Below are 17,526 nucleotides of genomic sequence, written 5' to 3' on the forward strand. Positions count from 1 at the left end.
CCCCCCCCCCCCCCCCCCCCCCCCCCCCCCCCCCCCCCCCCCCCCCGGGGGGGGGGGGGACTCGATAGGGTCGGCCCGCGAGCGACGCCACCCGCATCACTTCTGCAGCGCCGTCTGCCGCAGCGAGCGGGTGGAGCGGTTGCCGACGATCTCATAACCGGTTACGCCGTCGCGCACCGCGGTGAACAGCTGGCCAAAGGCCAGATGGGCGATCGGGCCGTCGCAGGCCAGGCGCTTCTGCAGATCGGCATAGATCGCCTTGCGCTTGGCCGGGTCCAGCGTCACCCGCCCCTCGTCCAAGAGCTTGTCGACCTCGGCGTCCGAATATTTGAACACATTGGTCGACCCGCCGGTGCGGAAGGTCCGGTACAGGTAGCCGTCCGGGTCGACGTTGCCGCCGTTGATCGAGGCGAAGAGCTGGAAGTTGGAGTTGCGCCAGTCCTGGATGAAGGTGCCCTGCTCCTGCACGTTCAGCGCCACCTCGAAGCCGGCGGCGTTGAGCTGGGCCTGCACCACCTGGGAGACGTCGACCACCAGCTGGTTCGAGCCCAGCACCTTCAGCTCCGCCTTCACCGGCAGGGTGACGCCGGCCTCGGCCAGCAGCGCCTTCGCCTTCTCCGGATCGGCCGCGTAGCAGGGGTAGTCCGAGACCGGCACCGCCCAGTCCTTCAGGCCCGGCGACAGCGGCCCGCCGGGCTGGCCCTTGCCGAAATAGGCGGCCTCGACGATCTGGGACCGGTCGATCGCGGTGTTCAGCGCCTCGCGCACCTTCGGGTTGTCGAAGGGCGGCGTCGACACGTTCATGCCGACCAGGGTGTAGGACAGGTCGGTCGTCTCCAGGAGGGTGACGCCCGGCGTGCCCTGCAGCGTCGCCGCCGTGGCCGGGTCGACATTCGGCAGCAGCTGGTAGGTGCCGCCGGACAGGCCGACCTGCCGGGTCGAGGCCTCCGGCACGATGTTGATCTTGACCGCGTCCAGCTTCGGCAGCCCGGGGTCCCAATAGCCATCGGTCTTCGCCAGCAGCAGGTAGGTGTCGGGCACCCATTCCTTCAGCGTGAACGGGCCGGTGCCGTCGGTCTTGCGCTGCAGGTCGATGCCGCCGGTGGCCGCCGCGGCCGGCACGATCGAGATCTGCGGCAGGTTGGCGAGGAACGGGGCGGAGGGCGTGGTCAGCGTCACCGTCACCTGGCGGTCGCCGGTCGGCGTCACCTCCTTCACCATGTCGATGCGGCTGGCATAGGGCGAGCCGGTCTTGGGGTCGCGCACCCGGGCGAAGCTGGCGGCGACGTCGGCCGGGGTCACCGGCGATCCGTCATGGAACTTCGCGCCCTGCCGCAGGGTGAAGACATAGGTCAGTCCGTCGGGCGAGATGGTCCAGGATTCGGCCAGCTCCGGCACCACCTTCAGGTCCTTGTCGACCGAGGTCAGGCCTTCATAGACCGCGCCGTTGACCAGCACCGTGGCGAAGGAGGTGGCGACATGCGGGTCCAGCCCGACCGGCGACTGGTCGGTCGCGACCTCCAGCGTCTGCGCCCAGGCCATCGGTGCGGCGAGGGCTGCCGCCACTGCCGCCGAGACTGCCCAAATCGTCCGCCCCATCTCCAGCCTCCCCCTGTGGATTTGGCGCCAGTAAGGCGCGTTCGCCGGGGGAGGTCAATCGGCGCCGTCTCAGACGATCGCGGCCTGCAGCCCTTCCGCCGTCTGCAGCCACGCCTCGGCCAGGCCCGGGATGCCGAGCGCCCAGGCGACGAGCCGGGCCTTGATCTTCCCGACCGCCGAGACATGGACCGGCTCGAGCGTCTCGAGCCAGCTGGCGAAGGCCTGGTGCGGCGGCACGCCGTAGCGGTCGGCCAGGTCCCAGAGCCAGGTCGCATGCACCAGCCGGATGTTGACCGGAACGCGATCGAGGCCGAGCGCCTGTGCGGCGCAGATCCGGTGCCGCCCGGCCAGCATCCGGAAGAATTCCCCGCCCGGGCCGACCGCGACGATGATGTCGCCCTCCGTCCGTTCGCTGCGGGGGTCGCGCCCACGGGCCGGGGCGAAATCCGGGGTCAGCTGCCGCGGCGTCACGCCGTGGGTGCGGATGCTGTCGAGCAGCGATTCGCAGTAGCGGCGATAGGATTCGATCGCCGCCACGCTGTCGAGCACCAGCGGGCCGACCTGCATCGGGCGGCCCGCCTCCATCAGGCGCAGCAGCCTGCGATAGCTGGACGAGGTGGCCGGAGCGCCGCTCCATACCAGGTCGTTGAACCATTGGTGGTGGAAGCTCTCGGCAACCGGCTTCGAGATCTCCGACCAGTCGCCGGCATCGATGAAACGGTCCCGCAGCCAGACCGGGCGGCCCTGGGCGTGGACCTGGGTGGCCAGCGTCCTGGTCACGAGCCGCGTCGGCACCCAGCGGAGCAGGGCGGACCCGTAGTAGATCCGCGCATCGCGAGGAGAGACCAAGGATCGTTCCGGAGATTCCGGTAATTTCTTCAGGTCCCGCAGCATCCTCCCACGGAATCTCAAACGAGACTCCAGGATTGTCTGTGGCCTCGATTCCCCTTGATTCCCAGCGATCTGTTGAAAGAGAGGAATAATGTCAGCGTCGGCACGCTGGTAGGTCAGCATTGCTTCTCTCCCCGCCCGCAAGATTTCATTTGTAATGAAAATGTCACAATCTGGCAAGAATGGGGCAGGAACGGCTTTCACGCCGGCCGGCGTTGCCGCCATAATCCCGGTGCCGATTCGTCGGTGATGAAGGAGATCTCCCATGGCCGCAGCCCGGCGCACCGCCATCGGCCTGATGAGCGGCACCTCGATGGACGGGGTCGACGTCGCGGTGATCGAGACCGACGGCGAGACCGTGTTCGCCCGCGGCGCCGCCTCGACCACGCCCTACACCGACGATGTCCGCAACGCCCTGCTGGCGGTGGCGCGCGACCCGGCGCGGGCCGAGCACGAGGCGCTGGACGAGCTGTCCGCCGCGGTCACCGACCTGAACGCCGCCGCCGTGCGCCGCCTGCTGGACGAGGCCGGGCTGAAGCCGCAGGCGGTCGATGTGGTCGGCATGCACGGCCAGACCATCCTGCACCGGCCGGAACGGCGCTTCACCCGGCAGCTCGGCGACGGCGCCCGGCTGGCGGCGGCGCTGGGCATTCCCTGCGTCAACGATTTCCGCTCCGCCGATGTCGCCGCCGGCGGCCAGGGCGCGCCCTTCGCCCCGCTGTACCACGCCGCTTTGGCCAAGGACCTGCCGCGGCCGCTGGCGGTGCTGAATCTCGGTGGCGTCGGCAATGTCACGGTGATCGAGGCCAGGGGGTCTGAGGACGCCGTCACGGCCTTCGACACCGGCCCGGCCAGCGCCATGATCGACGACTGGGTGCAGCGCCACACCGGCGCCCGCTACGACGAGGACGGGCGCATCGCCGCCTCGGGCACGGTGGCGCAGGACCGGTTGGCCGCGCTGCTGGCCAACCCCTATTTCGACGCGCCGCCGCCGAAGTCGCTGGACCGCAACGACTTCCCGATGGCGGCGGTGGACGGGCTGTCGCTGGCCGACGGCGCCGCCACCCTGGCCGCCTTCACCGTCGCCTCGGTCGCCGCGTCGCGCCGGCACTTCGCCGCGGCGCCCCGCCGCTGGCTGGTGACCGGCGGCGGCCGGCACAACTCGACGCTGATGAATGGCCTGCAGCAGGCGCTGGGCGTGCCGGTCGACCCTGTCGAGGCGGTGGGCTGGGACGGCGACGCGCTGGAGGCCCAGGCCTTCGCCTTCCTCGCCGTGCGCTCGCTGGACGGGCTGCCCTTGAGCCTGCCGACCACCACCGGCGTGCCCCGGCCGATGACCGGCGGCGTGCTGCACCGGCCCTTGTCCCGCGCGGCGTGAGCATTTTGCTGATCGCCACTCGTCCTCGAGTCCCCCCTCCCCTCGCGGGAGGGGGCAAGGGGGAGGGGGTTGTCGATCGAAGGGCGTCGTCCTATTCAATCCTGACACATCGCCACGGCCTGATGCCGACCACCGGCTTCGGTTCCAACGGTGCGACCCCCCTCCCCCTACCCTCCTCCCGCGAGGGGAGGGGGGACTCCATCAGGTTGCCGGACTCCCTCGAATGACCCTTGCCGCCGCGGCCGATGCCGCCTTCGCCCTGGTCGATGAAGCGATCGCTGCCGGCCGCATCCCCGGCGCCGTGCTGGGGTTGGTGACCCGCGACGGCGACCGCGCGATCCGCTTCGGCGGCCGTGCCGCGCTGGTGCCGGAGCGCGCGGCCCTGGCCGAGGATGCGCTGTTCGACCTGGCCAGCCTGACCAAGGTGATCCTGACGACGACCGAGGTGCTGCGGCTGGTCGAGCAGGGGCGGATCGACCTGTCCGATCCGCTGGCGCTGCATCTGCCGGACCTGCGCCAGTACCAGCCCGAGCACTGGGTGCGGCAGGTCACCGTGCGGCAGCTGCTGTCGCACCGCTCCGGCCTGCCGGCGGTGGAGCCGCTGTACACCTGGGGCAGCGACCCGGAGACGCTGAAGGCGCTGGTGCTGCAGAAGGACTGGGCGGCGGGGCCCGAGACCTATTCCGACGTCAACTACGTGCTGCTGGGCATCCTGGCCGAACGGTTGCGCGAGCGGCCGCTGCGCGACCTGCTGCCGCCGGGCGACTTCGCCGTCAGCCCCGGCCCGGCCCGCGCCGTGGCCACCGAGCGCTGCACCTGGCGCGGCCGGGTGATGCGCGGCGAGGTGCATGACGAGAACGCCTATGCGCTGGGCGGCCTGGCCGGCCATGCCGGGCTGTTCGGCAGCGCCGCCGCGGTGCTGGACTTCGCCCGGTCCTTCCTGGCCGGCGAGGTGCTGCGCCCGGCCACGGTGGCCGAGGTGCTGCGCGTGGAGGACCACCCGCACGGCCTGGGCTGGCAGGTGCGACACGAGGGCTGGTCCGGCGGGTCGCTGTGCTCGCCCGACACCATCGGCCACACCGGCTTCACCGGCACGGCGCTGTGGCTCGACCTGGAGCGCGGCCACGCCTGGACGTTGCTGACCAACCGGGCGCACCCGTCGCGCCATGTCGAGACCGGCATCCAGGCTCTGCGCCGGGGCGTGTCGAACGCGGTGTCGGCGGGCTGGCCCTTCTGAGAGCCGAAGCGACTCGCCGCCTCCGCCATCGAGATTTTCGTCCTACGAATCGGGCCGGAGCCGGAGCCGCCCTGGCCCGGCGATGCGGCGATTGACAGGCGAGTCCCGGCCGCCTTTCCTGGGGGCAACCGGTCCGGCGATGAGGAGAGCGCCGGAGATTTCTCATAAAATTCAATGCATAGGGGGACCGTCCCGATGAGATCCCGCCTGCTGGCCGCCGGCACCGCCGCGGCCGCCCTGCTGTGGGGCATCGCCGCCCCGGCCCAGACACCTGACGAAGCCCGCGCCTTCGTCGACAAGGCCGAGGCCGACCTCGCCGCCACCAGCGAATACCTCAACAAGGCGTCCTGGGTGCGCGCCACCTTCATCACCGACGACACCCAGTGGCTCGAGGCCAAGGCCAATGGCGAGTGGACCGAGAAGACCAGCGCCTATGCCAAGCAGGCGTCGCGCTTCGACGGCGTCACGCTCGACCCGGTGACGCGGCGCAAGCTCGACATCCTGAAGCGCAACCTGGTGCTGCCGGCGCCGGACCGGCCGGGTGCGGCGCGCGAGCTGGCGACGCTGAGCACCAAGCTCGATTCCACCTATTCCACCGGCGAGTTCCAGCTGCAGGGCAAGACCCTGACCCTGAGCTACGCCGAGGACATCCTGGCCGCCTCGCGCGACCCGGCCGAGACCAAGGCAGTGTGGGAGGGCTGGCACACGATCTCTCCGGTGATGAAGCCGGACTATGCCCGGCTGGTGGCGCTGGCCAACGAGGGGGCGACGGCGCTGGGCTATGCCGACACCGGCGCGCTGTGGCGGTCCGGCTACGACATGCCGGCCGACGAGTTCGCGGCCGAGACCGACCGGCTGTGGGGCCAGGTCGAGCCCTTCTACAAGAACCTGCACTGCTATGTCCGCGGCCGGCTGAACGCGAGGTACGGCGACACGGTGCAGCCGAAGACCGGGCCGATCCGCGCCGACCTGCTGGGCAACATGTGGGCCCAGTCCTGGGGCAACATCTACGACCTGGTGGCGCCGGAGGACGAGGCCGAGGGCTACAGCCTGGACAGGCTGCTGGTCGACGCCGGCTACGACGCGACCAGGATGGTGAAGACCGGCGAGGCCTTCTACACCTCGCTGGGCCTGGCGCCCTTGCCCGAGACCTTCTGGCAGCGGTCGCAGATCGTGCGGCCGGAGGGGCGCGATGTGGTCTGCCACGCCTCGGCCTGGGACCTGGACGACCGCGACGACGTCCGCATCAAGATGTGCACCAAGGTGAATGGCGAGGATTTCTACACCGTCCACCATGAGCTCGGGCACAACTACTATCAGCGCGCCTACAAGGACCAGCCCTACATCTTCAAGAACGGGGCCAACGACGGATTCCACGAGGCGATCGGCGACTTCGTCGGCCTGTCGGCGCTGACCCCGACCTACCTCAACCAGATCGGCCTCTTGGACAAGGTGCCGGGCGTGGAGGGCGACATCCCGTTCCTGCTGAAGATGGCGCTCGACAAGATCGCCTTCCTGCCCTTCGGCCTGCTGGTCGACCGTTGGCGCTGGGAGGTGTTCGCGGGGAAGGCGGCGCCGGAGCAGTACAACGACGCCTGGTGGGCGCTGCGCCTGAAGTACCAGGGGCTGGTGCCGCCGGGCCCGCGCCCGGCCGACGCCTTCGACCCCGGCGCCAAGTACCACATCCCGGGCAACACGCCGTACACGCGGTACTTCCTGGCCCATATCTACCAGTTCCAGTTCCACCGCGCGGCGTGCCAGCAGGCCGGCTGGACCGGGCCGCTGCACCGCTGCTCGGTCTATGGCGACAAGCAGGTCGGCCAGCGCTTCAACGCGATGCTGGAGATGGGCCAGTCCAAGCCCTGGCCGGACGAGCTGGAGGCCTTCACCGGCGAGCGGCAAACCGACGCCAGCGCCGTCGTCCAATACTTCACCCCGCTGAACGACTGGCTGACCGAGCAGAACAAGGGCCAGAGCTGCGGGTGGTGAGAGTCCGCTGAAGGAACGTTCTCCTGTTGCCTCTCCCGCTTGCGGGAGAGGTCGGAGACGCGAAGCGGCTCCGGGTGAGGGGAGTTTGTCGAGACCCGGGCCAGCCCTCACCCGGTCGTCCTGCGGACGCCCGACCTCTCCCGCCAGGCGGGAGAGGCAATCCGTTCTCCGGCCGAATGTCCGTCTTCACACCACCTTGACGTACCAGTCGAAGTCGAGGGGCGGGATCTGGGCGTGGAAGCGGCGGTATTCGGCCAGCTTGATCTTGGCGAAGGCGTCGACGAAGGCGTCGCCGAGATAGTCGCGCATCAACGCCGATGCCCGGAAGTCGCGGATCGAATCCAGCCAGTTCGGCGGGATGTCCGAGGCCGGGGCGCCGTAGCCGTTGCCGGTCACCGGCGGGCCGGGGTCGCGCTGGTCGAGGATGCCGCGATGCATCCCGGCCAGCGCCGCCGCCAGCGCCAGGTACGGGTTGGCGTCGGCTCCCGCGACCCGGTGCTCGACATGCTTGGCCGCCGGCGGGCCGATCGGCACGCGCAGCGCCACGGTGCGGTTGTTGACGCCCCAGGTCGGCGCCAGCGGCGCGTAGCTGAGGGTCTGGAACCGGCGGTAGGAGTTGGCGTTCGGCGCGAACACCAGCATGCCGTCGCGGATCGTCGCCCCCATGCCGCCGATGGCGTGGCGCAGCAGCTCGTCCCCACCCTCGGCCGCGAAGCGGTTGCCGCCATCCTCGTCCGCCAGGCTGATGTGCAGATGGGTGCCGCTGCCGGTCTCGCCGGCATAGGGCTTGGCCATGAAGGTGGCCTCCATGCCGTGCCGCCTTGCCACGGCGCGGACCAGCCGCTTGTACAGGATGGCGTCGTCGGCCGCGCGCAGCGCGTCGGCCCGGTGCTTCAGGTTGATCTCGACCTGCCCCGGCGCGTATTCGCTGATCGCCGTGTCGGCCGGCAGGCCCTGGATCTCGCAGCAGGCGTAGAGATCGGCCAGGAAGTCGCCGAGCTCGTCGAGATCGGCCATACCGTAGGCCTGCTTGCCGGTGCTCGCGCCCCGCGGCGGGATCGGCCGCCCGGTCTCGCGCCAGGACGCGTCGAAGACGTAGAATTCCAGCTCCACCGCCACCACGGGATTCAGGCCGTCGGCCGCCAGCCGCGACACCACCCGGGACAGCACCTGGCGCGGGTCATAGGCGGAGGGCGTGCCGTCCAGCTCGAACAGGGTCAGCAGGACCTGGGCCGAGGGCTCGGCCTTCCACGGCACCGGCACCAGCGTGCCGGGCACGGGGCGGGCGGAGCGGTCGGCATCGCCGTCCTCCCACACCAGCCCGGTCTCCTCCACATCCGCCCCGGTGATGTCGAGGCTGATGATCGAGCCCGGCATGTAGCGGCCGTTGCGCCAGATCCGCTCCAGCTCGCCGACCGGGATGCGCTTGCCGCGCTGCACGCCGCAGGCATCGGTCAAGAGGATGTCGACGAAGCGGATGTCGCGGTGCCGGGCCAGGAAGTCGAGGCATTCCTGGGCGGGATCGGCGGCCTTGGTCACGTCAGGCATGGTCGTCGGCCTCTCCCTTCGGTCTGTGCCGCCGGGAAGCTTAGGCGGAGGCGAAGGCAAGCGGAACCGGTCCCGGGCGCGGGACGGTCATGCCGGCGAAAGATCGGGCAGCCGACCGGGCTATTTCTTCTTCCCGGCCGCCTGGAACCGCTCGACATACTCCGCCATCGGGGGTGCGGATCGCGGTGCCGATCTTGACGTCGTCGGTCTCGGCAACTGCCGGTCAAGCTCGAATAAAGCGTGGGAAACCCATCGATCGCCCGGCCGGGGCTGACGGCAGGCACGGGTTATCGGCACCGGAGGGTGCGGACAGGCGGCGATGCTGTGGGCAGCAGGCCGAAAGGCCGACGACGTGCCGAGACCCGACGGTGGCGAGCAGGCGCGCGATCGTGGTCTTCCGGGTGCCGGGCGGGCCGTCGAGCAACACCGACGCTCCGCCCTCCACCAGCCGCCGCGGCGGCGCCACTAGTCCAGAATGACGACGGCTTCGACCTCGAAGAGCATGGGGTCGATGGCAAGCTTGGGGACGGGAATCAGAGTCTGCGCCGGCAGTGCCGCGCCGAACACTTCCTTGACGGTCTGGGTCAACACCCCGAGCTTGGACATGTCGTGGTCGACCACGAAGACCGTGAGCTTGGCGACCTGATCCGGCCTGGCGCCGAGCGCTTCGAGGGCGGTGCGCAAATTTGCGTAGGCCTGCCTGACCTGGACAGCAAAGTCGGGCGACAAGGCTCCCGTGCTGTCTTGGCCGCCCTGTCCGGAGATGTAGGCCACCCGGGCTCCGCGGGGCGCGATCACCGCCGTGCTGTAGCCGTTCGGCGTCGGGTCGTAGAGGGTTTTTGGATTGACGATGGTCAGCTTGAGATCAGTCTCATTCGCCGTCGTCGCAGTGGGAACTGCCATGGTCATGATGATGAGCCCTCCGATAAGCAGGTGCTTGATTGCGCGTGTCATGATTTTCTCTTGGCTGTGAGGACTGCGAGCAACGGACCTCGCGACCAGCAGGATTGAACTTCAGCCCACCGCCTATATGATCGATTCGTACGGTGTACGATCCGTCGCATCGTACTGCGTACGAGTCAATCGGTCAGGATCGACATTCGTGGCGTTGCCGGCCTGAATCGGCGGTCTGACCAGCGAGGAAGACGGATGGCAGTCAAACGCAGCGGCGCCGGGAGCAAACGGGCTCGACGGACAGGTGCGTCACTCCAGCCCGTGCCGGAGCCGCGCAGTGAACCGCCTCTCTCTCTGGACCGTATCGTGGCGACTGCGGTGGAACTGCTGGACGCCCAAGGAGTCGACGGATTGACGATGCGTCGGCTGGCCGATCGCCTCGGTTCGGGCGCGATGAGCCTGTATTGGCACGTCGGCAACAAAGAGGAGGTCTTTGACCTGGCGCTCGACTCGGTGCTCGAATATCGCGGTCCGCCGCAAATCGTCGAGTCTCGAGACTGGCGCGGGGACGTCGTTCACATGCTCGAAGACTGGCGCGCCGGCATGCTGCGCCATCCGTGGTCGGCAGCGCTGTTGCCGCGCCGGGCGCTCGGCCCGAACATCCTCAGTCGCCTGGAGCTGCTGAGCCAGACCTTGTCCAGAGCCGGTGTGGCGGACGCAGATCTGAACGTCGCGATCTGGACGCTCTGGAACTATGTGATGGGCGCCACCGTCACCCGGGCGAGCTTCGACCTCTCGGACGACGACAGGGCCGCCGCGCAGGAACGCCTGACGCGTCTCGGCGAACGCTACCCGGCAATCGAACGCTCTCGTCTGCTGCTGGATGACGACTGGGACGGTGCTTTCAGGAAAGGCCTCGACTTCCTGCTCGACGGCCTCGCTCCGAGACAATGAACTGCGGCCATCGGGCGTGGGCGCGAGACTCGGCGGGAAGGCTGGAGCGGGTGAAGGGAATCGAACCCTCGTCGTAAGCTTGGGAAGCTTCTGCTCTACCATTGAGCTACACCCGCGCGCCGTCGGTTATAGGCGAAGCGGCGATGCCGTTCAAGGCGCCTCGGCGATCGCGACAGGGTCCGGTTTTGCCCGCTGTGCTAGGAAACTGCGTCGGATAGGATCGGTGCCGCGGATGGCGGCTGGGAATGGGGCACGGATGAGCGGCGAGATCGCCACCATGATGGACCTGCTGGCGCGGCTGCCGGGGCTGGGACCCCGGTCGGCGCGCCGCATCGCGCTGCACCTGCTGCGCCACCGCGACACCGTCATGCGGCCGCTGGCCGAGGCGCTGGAGACCGCGGCCACGGCGATCGTGCCGTGCTCGGTCTGCGGCAACCTCGACACCATCGACCCGTGCCCGATCTGCAGCGACCCGACCCGCGACGCCGGGGTGATCTGCGTGGTCGAGCAGGTGGCGGACCTGTGGGCGCTGGAGCGGGCGCGCGCCTTCCGCGGCCGCTACCACGTGCTGGGCGGCACGCTGTCGGCGATCGACGGCGTCGGGCCCGACGACCTGGCGATCCCGCGCCTGCTGGCCCGCGCCCGCGAGCCGGGCGTCACCGAGGTGATCCTGGCCCTGAACGCCACGGTCGACGGCCAGACCACGGCGCATTACCTGGCCGAGAAGCTGGAGGGGATCGGCCCCAGCATCACCCGCCTGGCCCATGGCGTGCCGGTGGGCGGCGAGCTGGACTATCTCGACGACGGCACCCTGGTCGCCGCGTTGCGCTCGCGCCGCGGGCTGTAGCCCCGGCCCCCGGGCCCTAGCCCGGCAGCGGCGGGTCGCGCGGCGGCACCGGGGTGGACTGGACGATCGAGGTGGTGGTCTGGCCATGCGCCAGGAAGCGGTCGAGCAGCCGGTCCAGCGTCTCGATCGCCTCGACATGCACCTTCAGGATGAAGCAGTCCTCGCCGGTGATGCGGTGGCATTCCGCCACCTGCGGCATCGCCCGCGCCAGCTCGGCGATCTTCGGCAGCTGCCCCGGCATCGGCCGGATGCGGACGAACACGGTCAGCGGATAGCCGAGCGCCCGCGGCTCCAGCTCCAGCCGCCAGCCGCGGATCACCCCGGCCTCCTCCAGCCGCAGCAGCCGCTCGCGCACCGCCGGCGCCGACATGCCGATGCGCCGCGCCAGCTCGGCCACGCCCAGCCGCGGCTCGGCCTGCAGCAGGCGGAGCAAGGCGAGGTTGCGCTCGTCGGCGAGCAGCGGCGAGACCTGGAAGGCCAAATCGACGAATCTCCTTCGAAGCGAAGGCCGATGGAGGCACGAGGCTTCGACCGATCATGGGCCAGGGCGCCGGCGCATGCAAATCTTCCGGCCATGTCGACGCCCGAGACCTCCGCCGCCCTGCCGCTGGCGCAGCGGCTGCCGCCGCAGCTGTTCTTCGTCGTCAGCGCCGTGTTCCACTATCTGGGGCCGGCCTGCGCCGTGCTGCTGTTCGGCGCGGTCGAGGTGCTGGGCGTCGCCTGGCTGCGCATCGCCACCGCCGCCCTGGTGTTCGCGCTGTGGCGCCGGCCCTGGCGGCTGTGGCGGCGCAGCAGCGCCGCCGACCGCCGCACGCTGCTGGCGCTGGGACTGGTGCTGGCGGCGATGAACGCCTGCTTCTACCTGGCGATCGCCCGGCTGCCGCTGGCCACGGTCGGCGCCATCGAGTTCCTGGGGCCGATCGGCCTGGCGGCGACCGGGCTGCGCAGCCGGCGCAACCTGGTGGCGCTGAGCGTGGCGGCGGCCGGCGTGGCGATGCTGACCCAGATCCGGCTGGAGGGCGACGCCCTGGGCTATGCCCTGGCCTTCGCCAATTGCGCGCTGTTCGTCGCCTATGTCGTGCTGGGCCATCGCATCGCCGGGGCCGACGGCATCGACGGGCTGGCGGCGGCGATGCTGGCGGCGCTGGTGGCGATCACCCCGTTCGGGCTGGGCCCGGCCCTGCCGGCGCTGGCCGACCCGGTGCTGCTGCTGGCCGGGATCGGGGTCGGCATCGCCTCCTCGGTCATCCCCTATGTCTGCGACCTGCTGGCCATGGCGCGGCTGCCGCGGGCCAGCTTCGCGCTGATGCTGTCGCTGCTGCCGGCCACCGCCGTCGGGATCGGCGTCCTGGTGCTGGGACAGATCCCCTCGGCGCGGGACCTGACCGGCATCGCCCTGGTGATGGCCGGCGTCGCCTTGCACCGCGCCGGCCGGGCGTGAAGGGGCGTCGCGACCGCCCGCAATTCGGTGAATTGCCGACGGCCGAAATTTGAGACAAACTTCATATTGGTGGGGGAGAGACATCTGACGTCATGAACCGGGCTCGAACGCGGCCGGCTGAGGCTGTGGTTGTGCCAAACGGCAGGACCGGCGACCCCATAGGAGATGAGATTGGGCCCACGCCTTCGCCATCGGGCGAAGGCGAGTGCCGCTTGGCGGATAGTCGATCGAATTGCGGAGGGGGAAGAAGCAATGGCGAATTACATCGGAACCGATGCCGGCGAGGCGATCGTCGGCGGCGCCGGAGACGACCGGATCATCGGCCGCGGCGGAAACGACACGCTGACGGGAGGGGCCGGCAACGACGTCTTCGTCTACGACACGCGAGGGTTCGGCTTCGACATCATCACCGACTTCAACACCAATGGTGACAGGATCGACCTCTCCTATCTCCACGTTACTGATTTCGCGAGCTTGCGGTATGTCCTGCGCCAGGACGGTAATGATGTTGTCATCGATCTTGGCTATGACAGCAGTGGATTCGTCGGCGATGACAACAATGAGGAAATCATCCGCATTAAGAACATCAATTTGATCAGTCTGAGCGACGCCGATTTCGTCTTAAACACATCGACCAGCGCCATCACTATTAAAGGCACCTTTAACAACGACACCCTTTTTGGTGGTGCCGGCAACGATACGATCTCCGGAGGAGATGATCAAATCAGCGGCGAGTTCGATGCTGACACACTCATCGGCGGTGCCGGCAATGACCGGATCATCGGCGGCTTCGGCTACGACCAACTGGTCGGCGGTGCCGGCAACGACATCTTCGTTTACGACCGCGACGGGTTCGACTTGATAGCCGACTTCGACACCAACGGCGACAGGATTGACCTTTCCTCCCTCCACATCGCTGATCTCGCCAGCCTGCTGCCTTTCATGAGGCAGGACGGCGCCGACGTCGTCATCACCTTCGCCTATGACGAGGGCATTCGCCTCCGGAACGTCGCCTTGAGCAGCCTGAGCGACACCGATTTCGTCTTCAACACGTCGCCCGCATGGCTCGTCGTGACCGGCGAGGGTGTTCTGTTCGGCGGCAACGGCAATGACTACATCTCAGGCAGTAACTCTTGGGACACTCTCGTCGGCGGCCCCGGCGACGATCGTCTCATCGGCTATGAGTCTGACGACCGGCTTATGGGAGGCGTCGGCGACGACACCCTCATCGGTGGTCAATCGGATGACGAGCTCATGGGAGGCGCCGGCGACGACCGCCTCATCGGCAGTCAATCGGATGACGAGCTGATCGGAGGCGCCGGAAACGACATCTTCGCCTATATCGAGCGCTATTTCGGCCGTGACACAATTACCGACTTCGACACCAATGGCGATAGGATCGATCTCTCCTATCTCAATGTTGCCGATATCAGCTACCTTCGGCCTTTCATGGCGCAGGACGGCAGCGATGTGATTATCGACCTCGGCTCGGAGGGTTACGAGGAACGCATTCGAATCGAGAATGTCACCCTAGCCAGCCTGAGCAACGCCGATTTCGTCTTCAACACGTCGACCACCGGTCTCGCCGTCAATGGTCGCTACGGCGTTGTCACGTTCGGCGGCGCCGGCAATGACCGGATCATCGGTGGCACCGGCAGGCTGGTCGGCGGCGCCGGTAACGACATCTTCGCTTACCAGACGAACCACGTCCGAAGCACAATCCTCGACTTCAACACCAACGGCGACAGAATCGACCTGTCCGCTGTGCACGTCCCCGATCTCGGCAGCCTCCTGCCCTTCATGACCCAGGACGGCGCCGACGTCCTCATTGCCTTCGGCGACGGCGAGAGCATACGCCTTTTGAACGTCGCTTTGGGCAGCCTGGGCACGGCCGATTTCATCTTCGATACGTCGACCGGCGATGACATCGTCTATGGCATATCGCAATATGGCACATCACACGGCGATGTGCTGTTCGGTGGCGCCGGCAACGACAAACTCTTCGGCCGGGATTCGAGTTGGAGCTTCTGGCCCGACGGAAACGACCTCCTCTTGGGCGGTTCCGGCGACGACGAGCTCGACGGCGACACCGGGATCGACCGCCTCGTCGGGGGCGACGGCGATGACTTGTTCGAGGGCGGGGTCGGGGCGGACCGCCTCGACGGCGGCGCGGGCATCGACACTGCCCGCTACTACGGCAGCAACGGCGGGGTCACCGTGGATCTGTCGACCGGTGCGACCAGCGGCGGCGACGCCTGGGGCGACACCCTTGTCTCTATCGAGAACATCACTGGCAGCTTCGGCGACGACATCCTCATCGGCAATGCCGGCGCCAACGTGCTGAAGGGCTTGGACGGCGATGACCTGCTCCGCGGCGGGGCCGGGGCCGACCGGCTCGAGGGCGGTTTCGACACCGACACCGTCAGCTACTACATCGGCAGCATCGGTGTCACGATTGATCTGTCCGCCAACACCGGCAGTGGCGGCGATGCCCAGGGCGATACCTTGTTCGGTTTCGAAAACGTTTCTGGCAGCCAGGGCAACGACCGGGTCACCGGCAATATCTTCGCCAATATCCTGCAGGGCTGGAACGGCGACGACGTGCTTCAGGGCGGCGCCGGCGCGGACCGTCTCGATGGCGGCGGCGGCATCGACACGGCCAGCTACGCTATCAGCTGGGTCGGAGTCACCGCAGACCTGTCCACCGGCACCGGCCGTGGCGGCGAGGCAGAGGACGACATCCTGGTCTCGATCGAAAATCTCGACGGCAGCCAGAAGGCCGACATCCTGATCGGCAACGCCGGCGCCAACGCGCTGAAAGGCGGCGATGGCAACGACACGCTCCGCGGCGGTGGCGGGGCCGATCGCCTCGATGGCGGGACCGGCATCGACACCGCCATCTATTCCACCGGCAGCGTCGGGGTCGCGGTGGATCTATCCGCGGGCACTGGCAGCGGCGGCGATGCCCAGGGCGACATCCTCGTCTCGATCGAAAATCTCGATGGCAGCCAAGCCAACGACCAGCTCACCGGCAACGCCGATGCCAATCTTCTGAAAGGCCTGGCCGGCGCCGACGTGCTCCGCGGCGGGGTCGGGGCCGATCGCCTCGATGGCGGCGCCGGCATCGACACCGCCAGCTACTACACCGCCGCCGGCGGCGTCTCGGTCGACCTGGGTACCCATGCCGGCAGCGGCGGAGACGCCCAGGGCGACGTGCTGATCAGCATCGAGAACCTCACCGGCGGCCAGGGCAAGGACACCCTCGCGGGCGATGCCGGCGTCAACATCCTGCAGGGCTGGGGCGGCGACGACACGCTTCGCGGCGGCACCGGGGCCGACCGCCTCGACGGCGGCGCCGGCAGCGACACCGCCAGCTACTACAGCAGCTGGGCCGGCGTCAGCGTGAACCTGGCCTCCGGCGCGGCCGGCGGCGCCGAGGCCCAGGGCGACATCCTGGTGTCGATCGAGAATGTCGGCGGCAGCCAGAACGCCGACACCCTGATCGGCAATGCCGGTGCCAACACGCTGCAGGGCTGGGGCGGCAACGACCTGCTTCGCGGCGGGGCGGGCAAGGACACGCTGACCGGTGGCGCCGGCGCTGACCGCTTCGTCTTCACCGCTTCCGGCGACAGCGTGGTCGGCGCCAATGCCGACCGCATCACCGATTTCAGCCGGGCGCAGCTGGACAAGATCGACCTGTCGGCGATCGACGCCAACTCGGCCGTGGCGGGAGACCAGGGCTTCAGCTTCATCGGCTCCGGCCTGTTCACCCGCCATGCCGGCGAGCTGCGCTTCACCATCGGCTCGGGCGCCACCACCATCGCCGGCGACCTCAACGGCGACGGCATCTCCGACTTCCAGATCACGCTCGACGGCGCCGTGTCGCTGCAGGCCTCCGACTTCGCCCTGTAGCCACAACCTGCCCGGTGCCGGAGCCTCGGTACCGGGCATCACGCCGCCGGGATCGGCGTCCTGATCACGATCCGACGATGTCGGCTAAAATGTTGGATTAGGACCACAATCTGACCCTGGCGACACATTCGCGCCACCATCTGCCGATATCCAGGTTGATAAGCGCGGTGGCGACACGGTCCCGATCCCATATAGCGGACCACATCGTCGCGGGCAGCCTGCCGGCGGCACGTCCGGCCCGGTCGGCCATCGGATCGAACATCGATGGCCCCCTGCCGATGATGCTCGGCAGGACCGTCGCCGGTGGATTGCCGGAACGGGGACGGCGGCGGTATAGTCCAATTTGCATCAAATTTTATATAATTGTGGGGGAGCAACTTGGATGTGGTTCACGGAACCGGAGCGGGACGTGTCGCAGCGCGGGATCTGGCGGTAATGCCTCGCGCGCTGACGGCCATGGCATCCTTGTCGCCGGCGGGCCGAAGCCAGGCTCGCGCGAGGTCCTTCCACCTCCTCCTGTGACCATTCTCCGCAGCGGCCGGTAAGCCCGGCCGCCCACCCAGGACAACCGAACTCGCCTCACTCCCGCCATCGGGAGGGAGCGACGGGGCGGCCTTCGCGACGAAGGGCGCCCGACGGCACCGCCATGCCCGGCTTCCGACGTCGCATGGCGGCAATCGATCCAACTGTGAAAGAAGGAGAATCAGCAATGGCGGACTACAACGGTGACGACAGCAACAACGTGCTCACCGGCGGCGCCGGCAACGACACCATCATCGGGCGCGGCGGCAACGACACGCTCACGGGTGGGGGCGGCAGCGATACCTTCAAGTACG

12 protein-coding genes, 1 tRNA gene and 1 pseudogene are annotated in these 17,526 nt (G+C 68.6%); 8 read left to right on the forward strand and 6 right to left on the reverse strand.

Annotation, left to right across the window (positions count from 1 at the left end):
- Nucleotides 1–96: 96 nt before the first annotated feature.
- A complete protein-coding gene (locus AAHM41_RS31325) occupies nucleotides 97–1,599 on the reverse strand; it encodes an ABC transporter substrate-binding protein (RefSeq protein ID WP_342240554.1) in 1,503 nt (500 codons plus the stop codon).
- Nucleotides 1,600–1,668: 69 nt separating this feature from the next.
- The gene (locus AAHM41_RS31330) at nucleotides 1,669–2,448 is read right to left on the reverse strand and encodes a hypothetical protein (protein WP_342240555.1); all 780 of its coding nucleotides are present in this window, start codon (nucleotides 2,446–2,448) and stop codon (nucleotides 1,669–1,671) included.
- A gap of 307 nt (nucleotides 2,449–2,755) precedes the next feature.
- Between AAHM41_RS31330 and AAHM41_RS31335 the strand changes: the two genes are divergently transcribed.
- The 3 genes from AAHM41_RS31335 to AAHM41_RS31345 all read left to right on the forward strand — a co-directional run bounded on the left by AAHM41_RS31335 (nucleotide 2,756) and on the right by AAHM41_RS31345 (nucleotide 7,094).
- A complete protein-coding gene (locus AAHM41_RS31335; protein ID WP_342240556.1) occupies nucleotides 2,756–3,868 on the forward strand; it encodes an anhydro-N-acetylmuramic acid kinase in 1,113 nt (370 codons plus the stop codon).
- Nucleotides 3,869–4,091: 223 nt separating this feature from the next.
- A complete protein-coding gene (locus tag AAHM41_RS31340) occupies nucleotides 4,092–5,105 on the forward strand; it encodes a serine hydrolase domain-containing protein (protein ID WP_342240557.1) in 1,014 nt (337 codons plus the stop codon).
- Nucleotides 5,106–5,300: 195 nt separating this feature from the next.
- The gene (locus AAHM41_RS31345) at nucleotides 5,301–7,094 is read left to right on the forward strand and encodes a M2 family metallopeptidase (protein ID WP_342240558.1); all 1,794 of its coding nucleotides are present in this window, start codon (nucleotides 5,301–5,303) and stop codon (nucleotides 7,092–7,094) included.
- Nucleotides 7,095–7,280: 186 nt separating this feature from the next.
- Here AAHM41_RS31345 and AAHM41_RS31350 read toward each other — a convergent pair whose 3' ends face one another.
- On the reverse strand, nucleotides 7,281–8,642 hold the full coding sequence (locus AAHM41_RS31350) for a glutamine synthetase family protein (RefSeq protein ID WP_342240559.1): 1,362 nt from the start codon (nucleotides 8,640–8,642) through the stop codon (nucleotides 7,281–7,283).
- A 465-nt stretch (nucleotides 8,643–9,107) separates the two neighbouring features.
- Nucleotides 9,108–9,596 carry a RidA family protein gene (locus AAHM41_RS31355; protein ID WP_342240560.1) on the reverse strand — a complete coding sequence of 163 codons (489 nt, stop codon included), beginning with the start codon at nucleotides 9,594–9,596 and terminating at the stop codon, nucleotides 9,108–9,110.
- 195 nt (nucleotides 9,597–9,791) lie between these two features.
- Between AAHM41_RS31355 and AAHM41_RS31360 the strand changes: the two genes are divergently transcribed.
- A complete protein-coding gene (locus AAHM41_RS31360; protein WP_342240561.1) occupies nucleotides 9,792–10,490 on the forward strand; it encodes a TetR/AcrR family transcriptional regulator in 699 nt (232 codons plus the stop codon).
- A 42-nt stretch (nucleotides 10,491–10,532) separates the two neighbouring features.
- Here AAHM41_RS31360 and AAHM41_RS31365 read toward each other — a convergent pair.
- Nucleotides 10,533–10,606 (reverse strand) — tRNA-Gly (locus AAHM41_RS31365).
- 140 nt (nucleotides 10,607–10,746) lie between these two features.
- Here AAHM41_RS31365 and recR point away from each other — a divergent pair.
- Nucleotides 10,747–11,337, forward strand: coding sequence for a recombination mediator RecR (gene recR / locus AAHM41_RS31370; protein WP_342240562.1), 591 nt, complete (start codon nucleotides 10,747–10,749; stop codon nucleotides 11,335–11,337).
- Between the two features lie 16 nt (nucleotides 11,338–11,353).
- Here the strand turns inward: recR and AAHM41_RS31375 are convergent, their stop codons facing one another.
- A complete protein-coding gene (locus AAHM41_RS31375; protein ID WP_342240563.1) occupies nucleotides 11,354–11,818 on the reverse strand; it encodes an Lrp/AsnC family transcriptional regulator in 465 nt (154 codons plus the stop codon).
- Between the two features lie 93 nt (nucleotides 11,819–11,911).
- Between AAHM41_RS31375 and AAHM41_RS31380 the strand changes: the two genes are divergently transcribed.
- From AAHM41_RS31380 to AAHM41_RS40745, 3 genes and pseudogenes are all read left to right on the forward strand, one after another.
- The gene (locus AAHM41_RS31380) at nucleotides 11,912–12,778 is read left to right on the forward strand and encodes an EamA family transporter (RefSeq protein WP_342240564.1); all 867 of its coding nucleotides are present in this window, start codon (nucleotides 11,912–11,914) and stop codon (nucleotides 12,776–12,778) included.
- Nucleotides 12,779–13,030: 252 nt separating this feature from the next.
- Nucleotides 13,031–16,690 carry a M10 family metallopeptidase C-terminal domain-containing protein gene (locus tag AAHM41_RS31385; RefSeq protein WP_342240565.1) on the forward strand — a complete coding sequence of 1,220 codons (3,660 nt, stop codon included), beginning with the start codon at nucleotides 13,031–13,033 and terminating at the stop codon, nucleotides 16,688–16,690.
- A gap of 709 nt (nucleotides 16,691–17,399) precedes the next feature.
- Nucleotides 17,400–17,526: pseudogene (locus tag AAHM41_RS40745) on the forward strand (M10 family metallopeptidase C-terminal domain-containing protein); the annotation flags it as partial.

It is taken from the genome of Inquilinus sp. OTU3971, from assembly GCF_038440215.1.